At 24.3% G+C, this 20189-nt stretch carries 21 protein-coding genes; 5 read left to right on the forward strand and 16 right to left on the reverse strand.

What is annotated here, in order from left to right; genetic code table 4:
• Positions 1-681, forward strand: a complete 681-nt coding sequence (gene cmk, locus ACJA27_RS01990; protein WP_406617627.1) for a (d)CMP kinase — start codon at positions 1-3, stop codon at positions 679-681.
• Entirely contained in the window at positions 681-1991 is a 1311-nt protein-coding gene (gene der / locus ACJA27_RS01995) for a ribosome biogenesis GTPase Der (protein ID WP_406617628.1), read from the forward strand. The genes cmk and der overlap by 1 nt, the downstream gene beginning before the upstream one ends.
• Before the next feature lie 16 nt (positions 1992-2007).
• Here der and ACJA27_RS02000 read toward each other — a convergent pair whose 3' ends face one another.
• The 4 genes from ACJA27_RS02000 to ACJA27_RS02015 form a co-directional block, all read right to left on the reverse strand.
• On the reverse strand, positions 2008-2940 hold the full coding sequence (locus tag ACJA27_RS02000) for an RluA family pseudouridine synthase (RefSeq protein WP_406617629.1): 933 nt from the start codon (positions 2938-2940) through the stop codon (positions 2008-2010).
• Positions 2941-2962: 22 nt separating this feature from the next.
• Positions 2963-3628, reverse strand: a complete 666-nt coding sequence (locus tag ACJA27_RS02005) for a chromate transporter (protein WP_406617630.1) — start codon at positions 3626-3628, stop codon at positions 2963-2965.
• A 122-nt stretch (positions 3629-3750) separates the two neighbouring features.
• Complete coding sequence (locus ACJA27_RS02010; RefSeq protein WP_406617631.1) at positions 3751-4338, reverse strand: chromate transporter; 588 nt, start codon at positions 4336-4338, stop codon at positions 3751-3753.
• 106 nt (positions 4339-4444) lie between these two features.
• Positions 4445-6082, reverse strand: a complete 1638-nt coding sequence (locus tag ACJA27_RS02015) for a hypothetical protein (RefSeq protein WP_406617632.1) — start codon at positions 6080-6082, stop codon at positions 4445-4447.
• Positions 6083-6155: 73 nt separating this feature from the next.
• Here ACJA27_RS02015 and ACJA27_RS02020 point away from each other — a divergent pair, with 73 nt between their 5' ends.
• Positions 6156-7361, forward strand: coding sequence for a hypothetical protein (locus ACJA27_RS02020; protein WP_406617633.1), 1206 nt, complete (start codon positions 6156-6158; stop codon positions 7359-7361).
• A gap of 60 nt (positions 7362-7421) precedes the next feature.
• Here the strand turns inward: ACJA27_RS02020 and ACJA27_RS02025 are convergent, their stop codons facing one another.
• From ACJA27_RS02025 to ACJA27_RS02075, 11 genes are all read right to left on the reverse strand, one after another.
• Positions 7422-7661, reverse strand: coding sequence for a hypothetical protein (locus ACJA27_RS02025; protein WP_406617634.1), 240 nt, complete (start codon positions 7659-7661; stop codon positions 7422-7424).
• Entirely contained in the window at positions 7654-8697 is a 1044-nt protein-coding gene (gene ftsY, locus ACJA27_RS02030) for a signal recognition particle-docking protein FtsY (protein ID WP_406617635.1), read from the reverse strand. The genes ACJA27_RS02025 and ftsY overlap by 8 nt, the downstream gene beginning before the upstream one ends.
• 80 nt (positions 8698-8777) lie before the next feature.
• Positions 8778-9593, reverse strand: coding sequence for a variable surface lipoprotein (locus ACJA27_RS02035; protein WP_406617637.1), 816 nt, complete (start codon positions 9591-9593; stop codon positions 8778-8780).
• 69 nt (positions 9594-9662) lie between these two features.
• Complete coding sequence (locus tag ACJA27_RS02040; protein ID WP_406617638.1) at positions 9663-10910, reverse strand: hypothetical protein; 1248 nt, start codon at positions 10908-10910, stop codon at positions 9663-9665.
• A 12-nt stretch (positions 10911-10922) separates the two neighbouring features.
• Positions 10923-11198, reverse strand: a complete 276-nt coding sequence (locus ACJA27_RS02045; RefSeq protein WP_406617639.1) for a hypothetical protein — start codon at positions 11196-11198, stop codon at positions 10923-10925.
• 8 nt (positions 11199-11206) lie between these two features.
• Positions 11207-12175: a carbohydrate ABC transporter permease gene (locus tag ACJA27_RS02050; protein ID WP_406617640.1), complete on the reverse strand. Its 969-nt coding sequence runs from the start codon at positions 12173-12175 to the stop codon at positions 11207-11209.
• Complete coding sequence (locus ACJA27_RS02055; protein ID WP_406617641.1) at positions 12129-13178, reverse strand: carbohydrate ABC transporter permease; 1050 nt, start codon at positions 13176-13178, stop codon at positions 12129-12131. The genes ACJA27_RS02050 and ACJA27_RS02055 overlap by 47 nt, the downstream gene beginning before the upstream one ends.
• Positions 13162-15267 carry an ATP-binding cassette domain-containing protein gene (locus ACJA27_RS02060; RefSeq protein ID WP_406617642.1) on the reverse strand — a complete coding sequence of 702 codons (2106 nt, stop codon included), beginning with the start codon at positions 15265-15267 and terminating at the stop codon, positions 13162-13164. The genes ACJA27_RS02055 and ACJA27_RS02060 overlap by 17 nt, the downstream gene beginning before the upstream one ends.
• 15 nt (positions 15268-15282) lie before the next feature.
• Positions 15283-15561 (reverse strand): hypothetical protein, encoded by a 279-nt coding sequence (locus ACJA27_RS02065; protein WP_406617643.1) that lies wholly within the window; start codon positions 15559-15561, stop codon positions 15283-15285.
• A 195-nt stretch (positions 15562-15756) separates the two neighbouring features.
• The gene (locus tag ACJA27_RS02070) at positions 15757-16599 is read right to left on the reverse strand and encodes a hypothetical protein (RefSeq protein ID WP_406617644.1); all 843 of its coding nucleotides are present in this window, start codon (positions 16597-16599) and stop codon (positions 15757-15759) included.
• 81 nt (positions 16600-16680) lie between these two features.
• Entirely contained in the window at positions 16681-18822 is a 2142-nt protein-coding gene (locus ACJA27_RS02075) for a P68 family surface lipoprotein (protein WP_406617645.1), read from the reverse strand.
• Positions 18823-19016: 194 nt separating this feature from the next.
• On the opposite strand from ACJA27_RS02075, the gene ACJA27_RS02080 reads away from it, so the two are divergent.
• Positions 19017-19340, forward strand: coding sequence for a hypothetical protein (locus tag ACJA27_RS02080; protein WP_406617646.1), 324 nt, complete (start codon positions 19017-19019; stop codon positions 19338-19340).
• 6 nt (positions 19341-19346) lie between these two features.
• The gene (locus ACJA27_RS02085; RefSeq protein ID WP_406617647.1) at positions 19347-19511 is read left to right on the forward strand and encodes a hypothetical protein; all 165 of its coding nucleotides are present in this window, start codon (positions 19347-19349) and stop codon (positions 19509-19511) included.
• A gap of 164 nt (positions 19512-19675) precedes the next feature.
• Here ACJA27_RS02085 and ACJA27_RS02090 read toward each other — a convergent pair whose 3' ends face one another.
• Positions 19676-20107, reverse strand: a complete 432-nt coding sequence (locus ACJA27_RS02090) for a hypothetical protein (RefSeq protein WP_406617648.1) — start codon at positions 20105-20107, stop codon at positions 19676-19678.
• Between the last annotated feature and the right edge of the window lie 82 nt (positions 20108-20189).

A 20189-nucleotide genomic window follows, 5' to 3' on the forward strand; every position in this document is an offset into this window, starting at 1 on the left:
ATGGAAAAAATAAATAAAGTTAATGTAGCGATTGATGGACCTTCTGGAGCTGGAAAATCTACCGTTTCAATTGAAATAGCAAAAAAATTAAATTATTTTTATATTAACACCGGAAGTTTTTATAGAGCTCTTGCTTATTATTTTTTAAAAAATAAATTAGATGCTACCAATGAAAATGATGTTGATAAAGTATTAAATTCTATAGTTATTTCCTTTGACCAAAAAGAAAATATCTTTTTAAATGATCAAAATGTTTCTAAATATTTAAGAAGTGATGAAATTTCTCTTGCTGCTTCCATAGTGGCTAAAAATCAAAAAATAAGAGATTTTATTGTTAAAACTATTCAAAAAACTACTAATGTGCAGAGGGGTTTTATTATGGATGGAAGAGATACTACCTTTAAAATTATGCCTAATGCTGAAGTAAAAATCTTTTTATCTGCTTCTACCGAAGAAAGAGCAAAACGTAGATCAATTCAAAATAAAGAATTAGGTTTTAAAAGTGATTTTGAACAAGTTTATAAAGAAATTAAAGAACGTGATTTTAATGATATTAACCGTAAAAATGATCCCTTGCATAAAACAGAAGATGCTATTGAAATAGATTGTACTTTTATGTCTTTTGAAGAAGTAGTTAACAAAATTATTTCAATTATTAAAGAAAAGGAAAATTTACAATAATGAGAAATAGCATTGCAATTATTGGAAAACCAAATGTGGGTAAAAGTACCCTTTTTAATCGTTTAATTGGTAAACGTTCTTCGATTGTTTATGATCGTCCAGGAATAACTAGAGATAGGCTTTATGAAAATATTCAATGAAATGGTAAAACAATTAAAGTTATTGATACTGGTGGAATTGAAATTAAAAATAATAAAAATTCTTTCCAAGAAGAAATTCAAATTCAAGCTAAAATAGCTATTGATGAAGCAGATGTAATTATTTTTTTAGTAGATGGTAATAACGAACCTTCTAATGATGATGCTTTTATTTTAAATATTTTAAGAAAGGCAAATAAACAAATTATTGTGGCAGCTAACAAATTAGAAAGTATTTCTCAATTTAATTATGCTTGATATTCATTAGGTGTGGATCACATTTTTCCTATTTCTGCTTTACATGGAAATGGTGTAGGAGATGTTTTAGACGAAGCTTTAAAATATTTAGATTTTAGTGAAGATCAAAATGAAAATTACTTTCAACTTTCAATCATAGGACGTCCAAATGCAGGAAAAAGTTCTTTGCTAAATATTTTAACCAAAGAAAATCGTTCTATTGTTTCTAATATTCCAGGAACTACAAGAGATAGTGTAAAATCACTTATTAAAATTAAAAATCAATATTTTAATATTGTGGATACTGCCGGAATAATGAGAAAAAGTAAAATCGAAGATGTTGTTGACCAATATGCTTTAATGAGAGCTAAAAGTTCTCTAGAAGAATCTAATTTATCAATTATTATGATTGATGCCACTCAAGAAATATCACATTTTGATGCTCGAATTATTGGTTATTCTTTAGAAAGTAATAAACCTATCATTATAGTAATTAATAAATGAGATTTGGTAGAAAAAGAAACCAATACAATGAGTGATTATAAAAAAATGCTTAATAAACGTTTTCAATTTGCCACTTGAATTCCTATTGTATTTATTTCTGCTAAAACGGGTTTAAGGATCGATACATTAATAGATACTATTCTAAAAGTTAAGGCTAATTTAGAAAGAGATATTAAACCAAATTTACTATCAGAATTAATTTTAGAATCTCAACTTATTCAACCTCCAAAAAGTTTTAATAATGGAATTTTAAATATTTATTTTGTAAGAAAAACAAAAGATTTAGTTCCTACCTTTGTTTTATTTGTAAATAATAAAAAATATCTTCATTTTTCTTACCAAAGATTTTTAGAAAATCAGTTAAGAAATATGTTTGATTTTACTGGCTGTCCTATCAATTTAATTTTTAAAAACCGAAATGAGATGGAATAAAAAAGTAGATCTTTGTTTAATCTACTTTTTCTTTTTCACCTTCAATAAAGGTTAAAAAATCAAAATTACTTATTTCAAATTCTTTACTTGGAAATGAAAAAAGATTAATTAATTTTTTGGTTTTAGGATGAATAAAACTTAAGTTATAAGCATGTAATCTTTGATTAAAATCATCAACTTTTTTTCCATAAATAGGATCTCCATAAACTGGATGCTTTATATATGCTAAATGAACTCTAATTTGATGGGTTCTTCCTGTTTCTAAAGAACACTTTACTAAAGATAAAAATTCACCTTCATAATAAAATTCTTTTAATACTTCTACATTAGTTATTGCTTCTTTAGAATTATTAGGAGTAACTGCCATTTTTTGGCGATTCTTTAGATCCCTGCCAATAGGTAAATTTATTTTAAGATTTTTATCTTTAAAAGAACCTAATGCTAAAGCTAAATATTTTCTTTTAATTAAATGGTCTTTAAGCATATTTGATAAAAGATTATGCATTTCATTATTTTTAGCTACTACTAGCAATCCACTAGTGTCTTTATCAATACGATGAACTATTCCCGGTCTTAATAAACCATTTACATCAGATAAATTTTTATATTTATACATTAAGCCATTAATTAAAGTATGTTCAAAATGACCTGGAGCAGGATGAACCACTAAATCACTAGGTTTATCAACTACTAATAAATCTTCATCTTCATAAACCACTTTAATTTCAATATTTTCTGGTTTAATTTTCAATTCTTGTTTTTCAATAAGCTTTAAAATTTTGATATTTTGTCCTTCATTAACAATAAAATTAGCTTTCATTACTACTTTATCATTAACTAAAACTGCATTTTGTTTAATTAATTCTTGGATATCATTTCTAGTGATATCAGTATTATTGGAAATGTATTTATCTATTCTTTCTTTATATGTAACTGTAATTTCTAACATAGTTAATATTATAAAGATAATTTTATAATCAAGGTTCAAAAACTATAAACGCTAAAGCTAAATTAATTAAAATAATAAAAATTAAAGGAATTTTTTTATATAAAAGAAAAATAGTTTCTGAAACTGCTATAGGAACAAATATATATAAAGCTATTTGTCTTCAGCCTTTAAAAAATTGAACTTTTGGAGAAGAAAAATTTAATTTTAAATATTCTTTTCAAGAGTTATTAAAAATTAAATATGGAAAAGTAATAGAAATAATCAATTGTAAAGATAAAGAGATTACAATGGCTGAAACAATTGGATTCATTACTAACACTAGTTTTTTCAAAATTTCATTATTAGAATATTTATTAATTTTTTTAGTGGCAAAATACATAATAATAATTGCTGGTAAAACAAATAATAAATAAGTAATAAACATTGTTATTCAACCTCATCACTCACCTTTTGTTATATAAAAACCTGAAAGCAATGCAAATTTAGGAGAAAGAATACCGGGAGTAATATTACTGATAGAAAAAATATTATAAATAGTTGATTGATCAATATTAGTTCCGAATCATTTATTGCAATTAGTTCAAAACCAATTAAAAATTGGCATAAAAATTTGTCCACCACCAAAAACTGATAAACTAATCAAAATCATAAATAAAGATACCACTAATAAAGATAAAACACTAATCATGGTTTACCTCTTTTTCTAAATCTAATCCTTCTTTTTGTTTTAAATCAGATTGATTTTTTATTTCTTTATTTTTATCTTCTTGAATTTCTATTTTTTCTATAAAATTTTCATTATTTTTTTCTTTATTCTTCTTTTTTATAACAATATAAATAAAAAATACCCCCCATCACTAAAAACATAATTACAATAGGTAAGTTATATGGATTAGGAACAAAAAAATTAAAAACAAAGCCTAAACAAAATAATAAAATTCATTGTCATATTCCTAATTGCTTATAACTTTTTTTAAAATAATTAATAGCAAAAACTATTAAAACTCCAATAATAGTTGAAATTACTCCTACATTAATTACATACAAATATTTAGAAGGTATATATTTTGAAAAATAAATTAATAAAAATGTAAATAAAACATGAGGTAAACACCCAATAATAGTAACTCATATTCCTTTTTTAAAACCTAATAATTTCATTGGAATATAGCTAAACATTTCAATGGCACTAGGACCTGGTAATAAATTGGTAATAATAACATTTTGATCAAATTCTTGCTCAGTTAATCATTTCTTTTTATCAACAGCGGTTTTTTTAATAATAGTCATTAAAGCATTACCACCACCAAAACCTATAAAAGATCATAAAATAGTATAAAAAAGTAAGGTTCAAAAACCTACTTTTTTATTCATTTTTATTTCTTGTTTTTCTTCCATTTTCTAACCTTTATTTTTATTTGTTTAAATATAAATAATAATTAAAAGATAAAATAAGAATTATAAAAAATGAACTCATCTTTAAATAAGTTCATTTTTTATAATTCTATTTGTTTACTAAATGTGCTACTAATTTAATTAAAGGCATTAAACTTTTTTCAATTTGAGTATGTATTTTTGCGAAAAAGGTAGCAAATTGTTCTAAATAAGTTAATAAATCACAATATCTAATTTTATCAACTTCATTATTATCACTGAACATTACTTCTTTTTTATCATCAATAGATGAATAATCACTAGGATTAAATGGAACAAAATTATTTATAAATAAAGTTTGTCAATATTTTTCTTCTCTGTCTTTAATTTCATCATATGCTAAAACAGCAATAATTTTTTTATTAAAGCAAGAAATTGAACTATTAGAATGCGAATAATCTCTAGCAAAGAATTTATCATCCATAAATTTATCTAACGAATTTATTAATAATTCTTGTTTTTCTTTTGGAACATTTGTTTGTAAATTAAAAGTAACATCGAAATTAGTATCATATTTTTTAAGTTTATATAAATTTTCAGGTGCTGAAGTTTTAGAAGATTCTAAGAAATTAAAGATATTAAAATCTGGAATATCATACTCTGCAAATTTTGATTTCTTTAAGTCTAATTCAATAATTTTTAATAAATTAACATTTTCATTAATGTTTGGATTAACAATTTCACGATCATCAATTCTCATTTTATCTAAATTCATTTTTTCATATGAACCATCATGATATTGTAATTCAGCATCTTGAATATTTACATTAATATTTCTATAAATATAATTATGACTATATTCTATACATTTAACACTTCTATTATGTGGTACATCAGGATAAGTCATTTTACCTACCCAAACTTTCATTGAAGAAGTATTAACGAAATCTAAATCTACTAATGAATTAAAAGCATATTTTTTAAGATCAATTCATTTTATACGATTATCCAATAATGAATGTGCTATATGTTCTTTTATAAAATAAGTTAATTTTTTTATTTCTTTTTTAAGAGGGGGTATATAAAATGCTAATGAAAATAAATCTAACAGAGCTAAACCACCAAAAATTCCTAATCATATATAATCATTTTCTTTTATATCATTAACAAGTCTACCAAAACCAAAAATAAACATATTTAATAAATAAAAAGTTATAGCTCCTAATAAAATAAAAAAGAAAAATAATACTAAACCAGTAATTAAACCAATATTTTTTTTATTTTGTTTAATTTTATTTTGATATAAATTAACACTATCATAATCAATAGAATCTTTTAATTTTTCTAATAAATGTCTTTTAATTTTAGTTTCAACTACTTGTTCACGTGTTAATTTTTCATTTTCTATTTTATTTGATTCTTCAGGGAATAAATAATCTTTTTTAGAAATTACTTTCCCTTTATTTTCATAAATTTTTCATAATTTATCTAAATCATTTTTATTAATTTCATTTTCATATTTTTTAATTGATTTATCAATTGATTTATTTTTAATAGTTTTATTTTTAGTTTCTTTTTCTTTTACTAAAAGTTCCACTTTGTTGTCAAGGTCATAAATACCACTATATTTTTCGTCATTAAATAAATCATTAAAATATTCATCATCTTTATAATCAGTTTTTAAAGCCTCTTGATTTCTTTTTTCTTTATTTAAATCTTGTTGATTTTCAACTTCAAAACTAGAATTTTTATCCATTTGTTCTTCCATATTATTCCAATCTAAATATATTATCTATGTATTTCTATATTTATGTATTTCTATATTATATAATAAGAAAACTATGAAAAAATTACTATTATTAACTCCTTTAATTACTTTTTTACCATTTTCAATCTCATGTAAATATGAAAAAAATAACAATAATATAGAATCTTTTTATGATGACTTTAATAAATCAAAAACTTTAAGTCAAAAAGAAAAAGAAGCTTTTACTAATTTATCTAAAAATGTAGAGTTAAATTACATTGGAAATAATTTAGATGAATATACAAATAATAATCTAACTAAAAATAAAGTTAAAATCAATGATTTTGATTTATCTTTTAACAAAAATGAAATAAATAAAAATAAGTTTCAAATTAAAAAATTATTTATTAATTATAAAGAAGATTTTTTTAGTAATGAAGGAAGCCTTTTTTATCAAATTTATTCATTAGAAACTAAAAAATATTCACAAGTCTTTGAGACTAAGATTAAAGTAAAACCGGCACAACCTTTAAAAGAAAAAATTCAAAACTTTTTAAAAACTTATGTTTCTAAAATTAATCAAAAATTTATAGATGAAATAAATGAAGTTTTAAATGAAGTTTTAAAAGATAAAGATAATCAATTAAAATCAAAAATTAATACTCTTAAATTTTTTATAAAAAATACAAATCATTTTTTTATAAATGAAAAATTTTTAGAAAAAGCATCCACATACATTGATAACATCAACAGTATTCCTTTACTACCTAATTATGAAGAAAGAGAACAATTCATAAATTATTTAAATAGAATAAGTACAAATATAGAAAAAATTACTGATTTAAAAAATTCTTATTCTTTTTTAGAAAAAATTAATAAAGAATTTAAAAATTTAACATCAAATAATGAAATGGAAAGTATTTTTTATGCAATAGATTTAAATGAAAAAACTATAAATGAAGTTAACAATAAATATAAAGAAATAAATGAAATGTCTAAACAAAACACTACAATCTATGTGGCACATAGAGATGGTTGTTCTATATGTAAAAATTTCTTAGAAAATTTACCGAATTATTTAAATAAATTTAAAAATGACAAAGTTGTTAAAGGTAATATTGATGAACTACCATATAGTTTATTACATTACAAATATTTAAATATTTCAAATAGTTGAAGTGGTAAATTACCTTATTATGCTCTTATCAAAGAAGGAAAAGTTATAGGTAATTGTGGTCTTGTAGAAACAAGTTCAAGCACTTGATTAGAAAAATTAAGTCAACAAAGAAATTATTACTAATCTTTCTATAAAATAGAAGAATTAGTAAAAATCTAAAGGTGAATAATAAAAATCAAAGACCTAAAAAGTCTTTGATTTATTTTCACATTTTTCTAAATTATGTAATGCTTTTTTTAAGCTGTCATAAACTGAAGTTCTAGTAGTTGCAACAATTTCAGAAATTTCAAAATAAGAAAGATTTTCAAAAAAATAAAGTTTAAAAATATTTTGTTGAGTAGTAGTTAAAAAGTTTTGATATTTGCTAAATAAATTAATGTAATATTCACGAGTGTCAATATCTCTTATATCTTTATTATTCATTTAAAATTAATTCCTTAGTCATTCCATATATAAAAGAATCTAAATCAAATTCTTGTAAATCATCTAATCCTTCTCCTAAACCTATATATTTAACATTTAAATCAAATTCTTCTTTAATAGTTAAAACAATACCACCTTTAGAAGTTCCATCCATTTTAGTTAAAATAATCCCTGTAGGATTAGCAACTTCTTTAAAGGCTTGTGCTTGTGATATTCCATTTTGACCTGTGGTAGCATCTAAAACTAACAAGCATTCATGTGGTGCTGAAGGTTCGAATTTTTGAATAATTCCATACATCTTTGCTAATTCATTCATTAAATTAACTTTATTTTGCAATCTACCCGCAGTATCAATAATCAATAAATCATAGTTTTCTTTTTTAGCTTTATCTAAAGCTTGATAAACCACAGAAGAAGGATCAACACCTTCTTTAACTGGTTTAACTATATCTGCTTGAACTCTATCAGCTCAAACTTCTAATTGACTAACTGCTCCTGCTCTAAAAGTATCAGCTGCTGCTATTAAAACTTTTTTATCTCTTTTCTTATAAATGTTTGCTATTTTAGCAATAGAAGTAGTTTTACCCGAACCATTAACACCCACAAAAATAAAAACATTTAAACGATCATTTTTGTAGTTTAAATTAGTGTTGATTACTGACTGATTAGCATAAATTAAAAACATTTGGTCAGCTACAATTTCACCAATAAGTTTGGGATCAGTAATATTATTAATTTTTACTTCATTTTTTATTTGAGTAATAATTGCATAAACTAATTTTGTACTAATGTCACTCATTATTAAAATTTCTTCTAATTCTTCAAAAAAATCTTCATCTATTTTATTATGGCGATTTTGAAGCTCTAGTATTTTTCTCCCAAAAATACTAGTTTTATTTAAACCGGCATTATATTTTTCTAATTTTTTAGATTTAATTAATTCTTCTTGTTCTTGTTCTTTAATCGCTTCTTCTTTGGCTTCAATTTTGTTTTTTTTACCAAAAAGTTTTTCTTTTAGATACTTAAAAAATCCCATATGTTTATTTTATAATAATCTCCTTTATTTTATAAAAAATAAAGACCTAAAAAGGTCTTTATTAAAACGATTTAATTTAATTATTTAGTAGCAATTGTTAAAGTGTAAACTTCTTTTGAAATTTCTTTGATATTTTTACCTTTATTGTATTTTGCTACTCTAAATTTAAGAACTATTTTTCCTTCTTCTTTAGTTACAGTTATATGAGCTGATGGATATTCATTATAAATAGGATCTTTTGGATGACATAATTGTAAACCATTTAAATTTTCAATATGCATTAAATCTGATCTTTCATTATTAGTTTTTTTACCTTGTAAAATTAACTTTTTAAAATCATATTTGTAATAATCAGTATCAATTTCATCTGCTAATTTAGATTTATCTACTAATAAATCAGCAATAACATCTTTTCCTAATTTTAATTTATCATTTTCTATAAATCCATTAGTTAATTTACCTTGTTCAACAGATTCTTCTTTAACTTCTAAAGTTGCTTTTACAGAAGAAACAGGTTTTTTAAATCCTTCTGCTACAATGGTTTTAGTAACTTTTTTGTCTGCTTTACCTTTAATATTTAATTCATAAGTAGCAGTAATTTTTCCTTCAGCAACATTAGCTTCTAATTTAGTTACTTTAGCTTCTACTTTATTAGCATCAAGATTTTTAATCGAAGCACTTTGTAATCAATTAGCTTCAAAAGCATAATGATCTTTACGTTGTGAATCTAAAATTCCTTTGTATGATAAAGCTGCTTTTTTAGCTTCTGCTTCTAAAACTTGGTCATCAGTTAAAACTTCAGGTTTTTTATCATTGTTACATTTTGCTGATAAAGCAATAGGTGCAACTGCTAAAGGACTAACTGCTAAAGCAGAAAATAAAATTTTTTTATTCATTTTTTCTCCTTGTTTTTTATTTTAAGTTTTATATTTAACTTAATTTAATATTAATTGTATTCTTTTATTTTAATTTTGAAAATGTGAAATTGCTTTGAAATATCCTAATTCTCTATTTCATTCATCAATATCTTTTGATAAGAAAGTAGTTCCATCTTTATCAGGTACATAATTAACAATATTTGAGGTATCAGTTGTTTTATCTACTTCAAAAGTTCAATCATCCACATATTTAGTTAATGGAGTGATTTTGTGAGTAGAAGAAGTATTTTTATCTAAAAGTTTATCTAAATCATTAGAAAAATTATAAACTTCTCAATGATTACCATTTTTCTTTTCAATTACATATTCAAATTTTTTAGTAGTTTTATTAAATACTTTTAATAATTGAATATCTTTATAATCCTTAAAGTAAAGGATTTGAGTAAATAATCTAGCTATAGAAGCATAACTGGTTCCATAGTTTTTAATGTTAGCAATATTTTGTCTATATTTTTCTTGATATTTCTTTTTATCACTACTTTTTTCAAAAGATTCAGCAAATTTTTTAGAATCAAATAATAAATCTTTGTGTTTACCACTTTCACTAATAAATTCAGTTGGATTTTGAATATATTCTTTAATTAGTTCATCTTTAGTAATAGAATTTTTAAAGATTTTATCAGCATCAGATCCTGATTTATAAGTATTGTTTAAATTTTGCAATGGATATAAAAGTGGAAATCCAGCAAAAGCACCTACTTCCCTGTTAAGAGTTTCGTTGATTCTAACATTATTTTTAACAAATGCTTTCAAGAGATTTTCATATGAAGTTTTAAAATCATCTTTAGCATTAATTGCTTTGATAAATTCATTAAAATAATATTTATCAATATTATCAGCAGTAGGAGTTGTTACAGTAATATCTTTAATTACAGTCCCCTCTGGTGATGAAGATAAAATATTTCTTGAATAGAATAGATAAGCATAGGGAGTATCTTTAAAATAGTAATCAGTAATTCTTTTAGCTTTTTCAAAAGGAATCTTTTTTAAGTTTTCACTCTTAAAACTTTTTGTAAAAATGTTCAGTTCAAAAGTATGAGCTTCATATTTAGCAAAACGCATACTTCTAATTTCTTTTTCAAAATTTCTTTCTTCAACTGAAGAATTTTGATCAGTAATTAATGGTTTTTTATTAAAATCATGGTTTTTACCATATTCATAAGCTTCTTTAATAGTTTTATCTAAACGAATCAAACATGAACTAGCTACAATAGGAGTAGCAACAATAGTTGAAGCTGGGATTAAAGTTAAGAAAACTTTTTTATTTAATTTCATCTGTTACTCCTTTTATAAAACTGCATTGTATTTTCATGACTTAATTCCAGCATAACTAATAAAAGTTCCCATTGAGGCAGTTACAACTGAGAAAATTAAGAAAGAAATCGCATAAGCCATTTCTGCTAAAGCAGAGCTTTTATATTCATCTAGATATACATAATCAGTAGCTTTAATAACAAATCTACAATTTGCTATTCAAATTGAGGAAAGAATAATGATTGCTAATGAAACAATAGTAATAATTAATCAAATCACAGTTTTGGTTTTTAAATTTGCTTTTTTCATTATTTCTCCTATCCTTTAATGGTACTTCCTTGACGAGAAATAGCATTCATAATTCTTTTTCTAAATAAGAAGTAGAATAAAAGCATAGGTAAGACAGCACAAATAGCACCAGCCATTTTAAGACTTTGATCTACTCTTTTATCATCGTTAGGATCTTTACCAACATCAAATAATCAAACTGAAATAATTTTGTAATCTGTACCAGCAATTAAAGCAGGTCATAAATATGAGTTTCATGAAGCTAAAGCAGTAAGAATAACAATAGTTAAAGTAGTAGGGGTAACCATAGGCATAGCAATTTTAAACAAGTATTTAGCTCCTACAGCTCCATCTACCATTGCTACTTCTTTAATTCTGTTTGGAATAGCTTCAAAAGCATTTCTATACATTAAAGCGTTAAAAATTGAAGCAATAAATGGCAAGGCAATAGTTAAAACAGTTCCAGCAAAATTTTGTCTAATTTTAATTTCATCTAAGAAAAGAACCATTTTATATTGTCCAGTTAATAATGCTACTTCTGGTAAAACTAATAAGGAAATAAATAATGATCATAAAAATTCTTTTCCTCTTCAAGTTTTAATAGAAAAGGCATAACCAGCTAACATTGTTACAAATACTTTTAATACTATTGATAAAATAACGTTAGCAGAGGTTAAAAAGAAGGAAGTTCAATAACTTGAAGTTGCTCCTTTAATAGCATCAGGAAAGTTTCTTCATACTCATTCTTTAGGGAAGAATGAAAATTGTGATTTCAATAAATCAGATTGGCTTTTAGGCATAACTGCCACAAAAAGCATAAAGAAGAAAGGTAAAAGCACTATCATACTAAAGAATACTAATAAAAGTAGTTTAAGAAAAACGGAAGTAACAATTGAAAGAGTAGAAATTTCTCTTACTTGTTGTCTAGTTCTATCACGATTTTTTCTTAATCTAAAGTTTAGAAATTTCTTTTGACTTCTTAATTTTAGTTCAAACATTGTATTCTCCTAAATTAATAGATGATTTCATAATAGTGCTAAATCCTCCACGGATTAAAGTTGAGAAAATAATTCCAATTACAAATAATCCAATAGCAGCTGCTGAAGCTTGGTGAATATCTAATGAAATCTTTTTATATACAAATAACATTAATGATGAAGCACCATTTTGGATTGCTTGTTCTGGTTTGTTTTCGAAAAGTGCTAATGGGAAAACTTTTATTCCACCAATAATTCCCATTGTAATTAAAAAGCTGGTGGTTGATTTAATAGAAGGTAAGGTAATGGTAAAGAATTGTTTAAATCCTCCAATACCATCAATTGATGCAGAACGGTATAAGTTTTTATCTACAGAAAGCATCGCAGTGGTAAAAATTAAAATGTTAAACGCTAATCCTGATCATATTCCTTTGATAAATAAAACCAAAATTGCTTTATAACCAAAGATATCTCCTTCTTTTAATCAATCAACTCTAATTCCGAAAGCCGAGTTAAAAAGACCAGTAATACTAAACATTTGAATAAATGTTAAAGATACTGCAATTGCATTAGTAACATAAGGTAAGAAGAAAATAGTTTGTCAAATTCCTCTTGCTCATTTTCTATACACAGTAGCAATTAAAGAAGAGATTAATAAAGAAATCGCCATTACAAAAGGAAGGGTTAATAATCCATAGATAATAGAATTTCTTAAACCAACTGCAAAAGTAGGATCTGCTATTAAATCTTTAAAGTTTTCAATGGTTGCTCCTTTGATTTCTGATTTATCATGAGGAGTAAATGCTCAATAAATATTTAAAAATAAAGGAAAGATTGTAAATAAACCAAGAATTAATAAAGTAGGAAGTAAAAGTAAAAGTGGTTTATAAGCAGGGGTTCTTCTTTCAACAATAGAAGTAGAAAGACTTTCTACTTTATTTTCACTTTGTTTTTTAGCTCCTCAAAGAAATAATTTCTTTGATTTATTTGTTAATCTTGATCAAATACTATTTTTTAACTTCATATTCGACTCTTTCCTCACGTTTAGCATCAAAAATATGTAAACGATCTACAGGTAAGTCAAAGTAAATCATATCTTTTACTTTAAAGTTATATTTATTATCAATTAAAAAGTTTAATCTTTCTCCGGTTAAAAGTTCAACAATCAATTTACTTTCTTTACCAAAGTTTTCAACCGCAATAATTGAACCTTCAAATTGTGCTTCAGCTTTAGTATTTTTCAAAATAAAGTCTTCAGCTCTAACCCCAACATTTAAGTCTAAGGTTTCAACATCTTTAAAGGTTACACCCTTAATAACTTTATCTAAAACAGATAATTTACCATTTTCATATTTAGCTGGTAAAAGTCCCATTTCAGGCATACCCAAGAACCTTGCAACAAATTGGTTTGTTGGTTTGTTATAAAGTTCTAGTGGTGAACCAATTTGTTGAACTTTAGAAGTTGACATACAAATAACAATATCACTAATTGACATAGCTTCTTCTTGATCATGGGTAACAAAAACTGTGGTAATACCTAATTTTTGTTGAATTTCTCTAATTCATTGACGAGTTGAAATTCTTAATTTTGCATCCAAGTTTGATAAAGGTTCATCCATTAACAAGATTTGAGGTTTTTTAACAATTGCCCGAGCAATAGCTACCCGTTGTTGTTGACCACCAGATAATCTGGTTGGTTTCTTTTGTAAAATAGAAGAAATTTCAACTCTTTTACCTACTTCAAGTACTTCATTGTGAATTGCTTTTTTAATAGATAAAATGTTTTTTGATAATTCAATAATTTCATTTCTTTCTTCAACAGATAAATCAGCAGATTTTGTCTTTTTATCATCAGCAATAACTTGTAATAAATTATATTTTGCTATCAATTCATCTTCATATTTATGAAATTCAGAAAGAGCATAAAATCTCATTCAATCTTTATTTCTTTTTAATCTTGACAATTTTTCATTTGATTTAACAGCATCAAGATATTCTTTCTTAGCGATAATCAAGTTTTCTTTTGTTTCTTTAATCAAAGGAACAAATTTTAAAGTTGCTTGATTAGTTTTTATAAAGTATTTATAAAAAAGAGTTAATTTTACTAATTTCTTTTCTAATTCATAACATTTTTTAGTTTCAGACATTGAAAAGTCTTTTTTATCTTCAGAAGTTAACTTAACAATTTGTTCTTGTATCAATTCCACTTCTTGTTGAGCAAGTTCAATTTCTTCTTTTTTAAACTTTTTAGCTTTTAAAATTGAATAATCAAAATTTGCTAAAAATTCAGATTTTTTATATTCTTCTTCCGATAATAAAGAATTGGTATTTTTCAATAAATTGAATTTTTCTTCTAATTGATATTTCTTTTCTCTAATATCTTTTTTCAAGTTATCAAAGTTTTTCAAAATCAATTTTGAAACAGATGATAATTCAGCTTGATAGTGAACCTTTGCCATTTTATGATCAGTAATAGCTTTTTCTAATTTGCTCTTTAATTCAGCAACATAGTTTGCATATTCTGAATCTGTTTCTTTTTGAATTTTAGTATAGTAATTTCATTTATCTTTGTACATTTGAATTTCTTCATTAGTAGCACCTAATTTTTTCAAATATACAACATTGATATTAACTTTAGCAGTTTCAGATTTTACAATCACTTGATTTTGTCAATCAGCATCGTTTCTCAAAGGAAAGGCAATGTTATCATAAACACTCATATGTGGATATAAAGCATAGTTTTGGAAAACAAAACCTAATTTACGTTGTTGAGGTGATAATTTAGTAACGTCTTTACCATAGAAAAATACTTTACCACTAGTAATGGTTAATAAACCTGAAATAGCATTTAAAGTAGTGGTTTTACCAGAACCAGAAGGTCCTAATAAAGTAACTAATGTTCCTTCTGGAATTTTAAAACTAACATCATCAACTGCTAAAGTTTCACCAAAGTCAATAAAGACATTTTTAAGTTCAATAGCAGGTAAAGAATCACCAAATTTTTCTGATTCTTTAATTTTTTCAACTAATCTTACATATTCTTCTTTATCTTCATCTGAATAATTTTTGTAAGATTTTTTGATTTTATTTTTAATCTTGTCAAATAATTTCATATTTCCTTTCTTTATCTATTCTTTTCATCCTTCTTTTGGGAAAAGAGGATCTCCACTTTCATCTTTTCATTTATCAAAAGCGGTAAAAACATTATTAGGATTAGAGTAATCTAATGGATGATATTTATCAAAAATTAGATAATCTCTATTTGGTTTAGCTGTATAAACATATTTAGAAACAGTTTTTGGATTATCTAATACACTAAAAAATCCTTTTCTATTGTCTTGTGCATAAGTTAAAGCTTTACCAAGAGCATAAAATGTATAGTAAGGAATTGAACCTTTGGTTTTCATTTTTTGTAAATCTACATTTTTACCATAAGGTAAAGTTAAACCAGCTCTTGTTATTTCTGTAGCATAAGAATAAACATAATCTTTATCTTCTGGGTTTGTGTTATTGGGATCTTCAGCAAAAAATACATCAGCAGTAATGCGAGAAAAAGCATCTAAATCTTCAGTTAATAATCTAACTTTTCTTCCTTCTTTTCCTTATGCTTTATTTTCTGGTAAAAAATTCTTTTTAGCAAATTCTGAAGATTTTTCAGCAAAACCATATTCAAAGGGATCTGAAGGAGTTGTTCCAACAGCTTTTTCAGGAGTATCTATACCAGCAATTCTAATTTTTGGATATTCTCAAACAAGAGATCCATCTTTTTTCTTCACTTTAAACATTCCATAATGTGGATTAGGTTGACCATCAGGTTTTGTTTTATTAGTATCAACTAAACCTGGATATAAATTGTTAGGGTTATTTAAAATTTTAACTCTTGGGGTATCACCATCAGCTCAATCAACAATTTCTGCATCTAATCATTTTTTGTTTTTTGATCAATCAACAGGTAATTTTTCTGCTTTTGATAAATCTAATTTAGTATCTATTTGATTAATTGTTTTTAAAGTTTTTTTAACTGGAACTTTATATTGAATTTTTTCATTATCTCCAATTAAAGGTTCTCAACCATCAGAAGAATCATTACTTTTTCTATAAGCTAAAAATTCATAAACTCTATTAGTTTCAATTACATTATTTCCTTCATTTAAAGCATAATCTCTACTTAAGGTTTTTTCTAAATTAACAGAAACTAATTCGAATTTTCAATATTTAGTTACAATGGTTTTACTTTTTTCTTTATAGTCATTTACATCTAAATCATAATTATTAGCATCTTTTGAATTATTTAATTGTAATTTTGATAAAGGGTCTTTTATTTTATTAAAAACTTTTCTAGCACCATTAATTGTTGTTTTATCTGTACAACTTGTTGAAGAGATAACAACAGGAATAGCAGCTAAAGGCATTAAACTAAACAAAACAATTTTTTTATTTTTCATATTTTCCTTTCTTTTTTTATAAAAGAAACAACAAAAGCAAGATAAAAGATTGCTTTTGTTGGATATTAAATTTTAATTATTTTATTTGAATAAACCTTCATTAGATTGAACTACTGGATCAACAATATTTGATTTATAGTCTGTTACATCTTTTCCAGATTTTAATATATTGTAAACAGCAACAAATCTTTGTCCCAAACTTTCTCTAAATGAATCAGATCTAGTATCAGCAGGTGATTCAAAAATAGCATATTGATCTGGAGTTTTACCAGCCTTAGCGTAATATTCATATGCTAAACTTAAATATTTATTTTTAATTTTACTTAAATCAGTTTTATCATAACCTTTTGTAGGGAAAATATATGAAGCAACTCTAGAAATATGTTCGGTAGGTGTTTCTTCTATATCATCTTCAAATTTATATTTTTGACCAGAAGTTAATCATTTAATAAACATTTTTGTAGCATAATCTTCTTCAGTGTTAGCATGAATACCCATAATAGAAGGGCCTTGAGAATAAACTACATGTTTTTTATTAGCATCTTGTCATTTTGAAGGAGCTATCATTGAGAAAAATTCTTCTTCATTTAAAACTGAATTATCACCTAATTCAACTTTTTTAAATTTAGTATCTTCAAATTTATCAACATAAAATAAAGTCAAAGGTTGACCTTTAGCATTTTGAAGACCTTCAATTGGTTGGTAGCCTAAATCTTTTAATGCTTTTACTTTACCTTCATCATTAGCTCTAACTAATTTAGCAGTACCAGCTTTTAATTCTGGTTTAGATAAATATTCTTTAAGTTTTTTATCTGATTCTTCATTTGTTGAGAAGAATGAATATCCTATTTCTTTTGCTTTATCTTTTTCTTCTTTGTTATCTGAAGAATAATAAATCTTATTTCAATGTTTTCCATCATCAGTAGAAGTAAATAAATGATCATTATCAGCCTTAGCACTAATAATATCTGAAGTAGCGAATTCAGCAGTTACATTACCATTTTTTATTGTTTGATAAACATATGCTTTATTACCTGATTTTTTAAAGTTATATGAATAACCAGCAGTTGAACCTATTGATAAACCATATTTATGGGTTACTGAATAGTTAGAAGTATATTCTCCACCACCAAATAAAGTTAATGCTCCAACTTTAATGGCTTCTTTAATTTTGTTGTAAATAGAAGTCATATTTTTTCCAACTTCTGAATCAGTTCTAGTAAAAGGAGTGTAATCAATTAATTTATCTCCATTTTTGGTTACTTTGTTTACTAAATATTTATCTTCATCCGCATCAACAGAAGAATAAGCTACATTTTCTAATACACCTGCTATATCATCAATTCCTAAAAAGTGAACACTTGAATTTTTAGTATCTGAAGATTTTTTAAACAATTGTTGTGCTTTAATACCAAAATCTAATAAATTAGAAAATGAAGAAAATGTTTCTTTTGAAATAGTGAATTGACTTAAATTTAATTTTGCTAAACTAGCATCATCAACCACTTCACCTCATTCTTTTTTAACATATTCTGCATCATTAGTCATAGAAGCTACAATTTGATTATATTTTTCTTGAAAATTAGGATGAATTTTAGCACCTTTTTCTACCATAGTTTTCATAATATAACCCATAACAGGCCCATCAACACCTAAGGCTGTAGTACTTTTCATAGCTGGTAATAATCAAGTTCCTTTATTAACAACACTTGCTATATTTTCAGTTAATTCATTAAATTCAGGAGCAAAAACATCACTACCCTTAGTCGAAACATTTTTATCTTTATCTTCAAAATTCATTAACATACCATTTTCAGCAAGTAATGAAGCAACAGGAGAATAATTTGCTACTAAATTAACAAAACCATTTTTATCTTTGGTGTTTAAAGCTGTTCTAACAAAAGAGGCACCAGCTCCATAACCAGAACCAATATTTTTTAATTCCACAGGTAAAAATCCTGGCTTACCTTCATTTTGACTATTGTATTCTTTAATAACGTTTTCTAAAGCATTTCATTGAGGTTTACCTTTTGAAAAGGTAACACCAAAAATAACTTTTTTATCATTAGCTTGTTCAAAACGTTTGTTAGCATATTTATTATTTGCTACATCATAAGTTTTATTTTTATCTTTACCTGGACAAGCAGATGATAAAGCTAAGGTGGAACCTAAAGTAGCACCAATCAATGACATCAAAATAACATTCTTTTTAAATTTAGTCATTTTATAAAATCCCTTCATATCTTGTAAATTACATATTGATTATTTACATATTATTAATATATATAAATAAAAATACACTTTAATTATAAAGAGCAAAAAATATAAAAAAGTGTAAAACCTCAATATGGAAATTTTTCACATTTTTATATTAAAAAATTAGGAAAAAATTGTTTTGTATTTAAAGTATATTAGTAATGAAAAATAAAAAAATATGATCTTTAGGATTTGTTATTTTTAGTTCTTTGCCTCTTGTTTTTAGTTCTTTATCATGCGAATACAAAGGTAAAAATTTTAGCGAAAAAATCAAAAAAGAAGTAAATGAATTTAAAAAAAACATTTTAGATAATCCTAAATCAAAGCATTTAAAAAATGATGATAAAAGAAAAAAAGAATATCTTTATATTGAAAATGAATTTCTTTTTTATAAAAAATTATTTGACTATACTTCAAAAAAATTACCTCCTAAAATAAACATTTTTAATGATCGTATATATCATAAATGAGCGCAAAGTTTTTAAAATTCATTGCAAATTTTTAAAAAATGAAAACAAGAAATTGAAAATTTAAATATTGAAAATCCATATCAAAATGTTTCTTGATTTAAACAAGAAAGTAAAAACAAAGATATTGAAATAGGAAAATATTGAGAAACTTTATATAATGAAATTATTAAACAAAATAACAGTTAATTATTTTATATTTTTTAAAATGTTTAAAAAATATAAAATAAATCTTTAATAAAAAAGTAAGACTGCAATCTTACTTTTTTATTTTCTTAAATTATTGGTTAAAAAATATGAAATTTTAGTTTAAGAATAAATATTTAAATTAGATAAATTTAATAAAAATAAAATTATTTATTTTTGTAATAATTTTCAATGTCTTGAACATGGAAAGATTTAAGCATTTTGATATCTTCTTTGATTTCTTTTATATCATCTTGAATAGGTTTTATTTCTTGTCTAACAATTTCGATTACATCTTCTTTTGACAAAGTATTTTCTTTAACTATTTGAACAATTTGTCCTTTTGACAAAGTGTTTTCAACTACCACATTTTTAATAATATTAGTTAATTCTTGAATTGTCAAACTTCCAACTGTCATATCAGGCTCCTTTGGAGGTTTAGGAACTTTTAAATCATTTAAATCGCAAGTTGCTTCGCATTTGATTATTCCCAAATCTTTTATATATCTAATTGTAAACTTTGGATTTTGAAATTCTCCAATTTTTTTATTAAATTCTTTTTTATTCACTAAAATTTCATCATTGTTATATTTTTGCATTAGGTCCTCCAAATAAAAATAAATTTTAGAAAAAGATTCTTTATTCACTTATCTATGTCTTTTTTTATGAAAAAAGTAATAA

This window comes from Mycoplasmopsis lipophila, from assembly GCF_045276895.1.
In the GTDB taxonomy this organism is placed as follows: Bacteria; Bacillota_I; Bacilli_A; order Mycoplasmatales; family Metamycoplasmataceae; genus Mycoplasmopsis; species Mycoplasmopsis lipophila.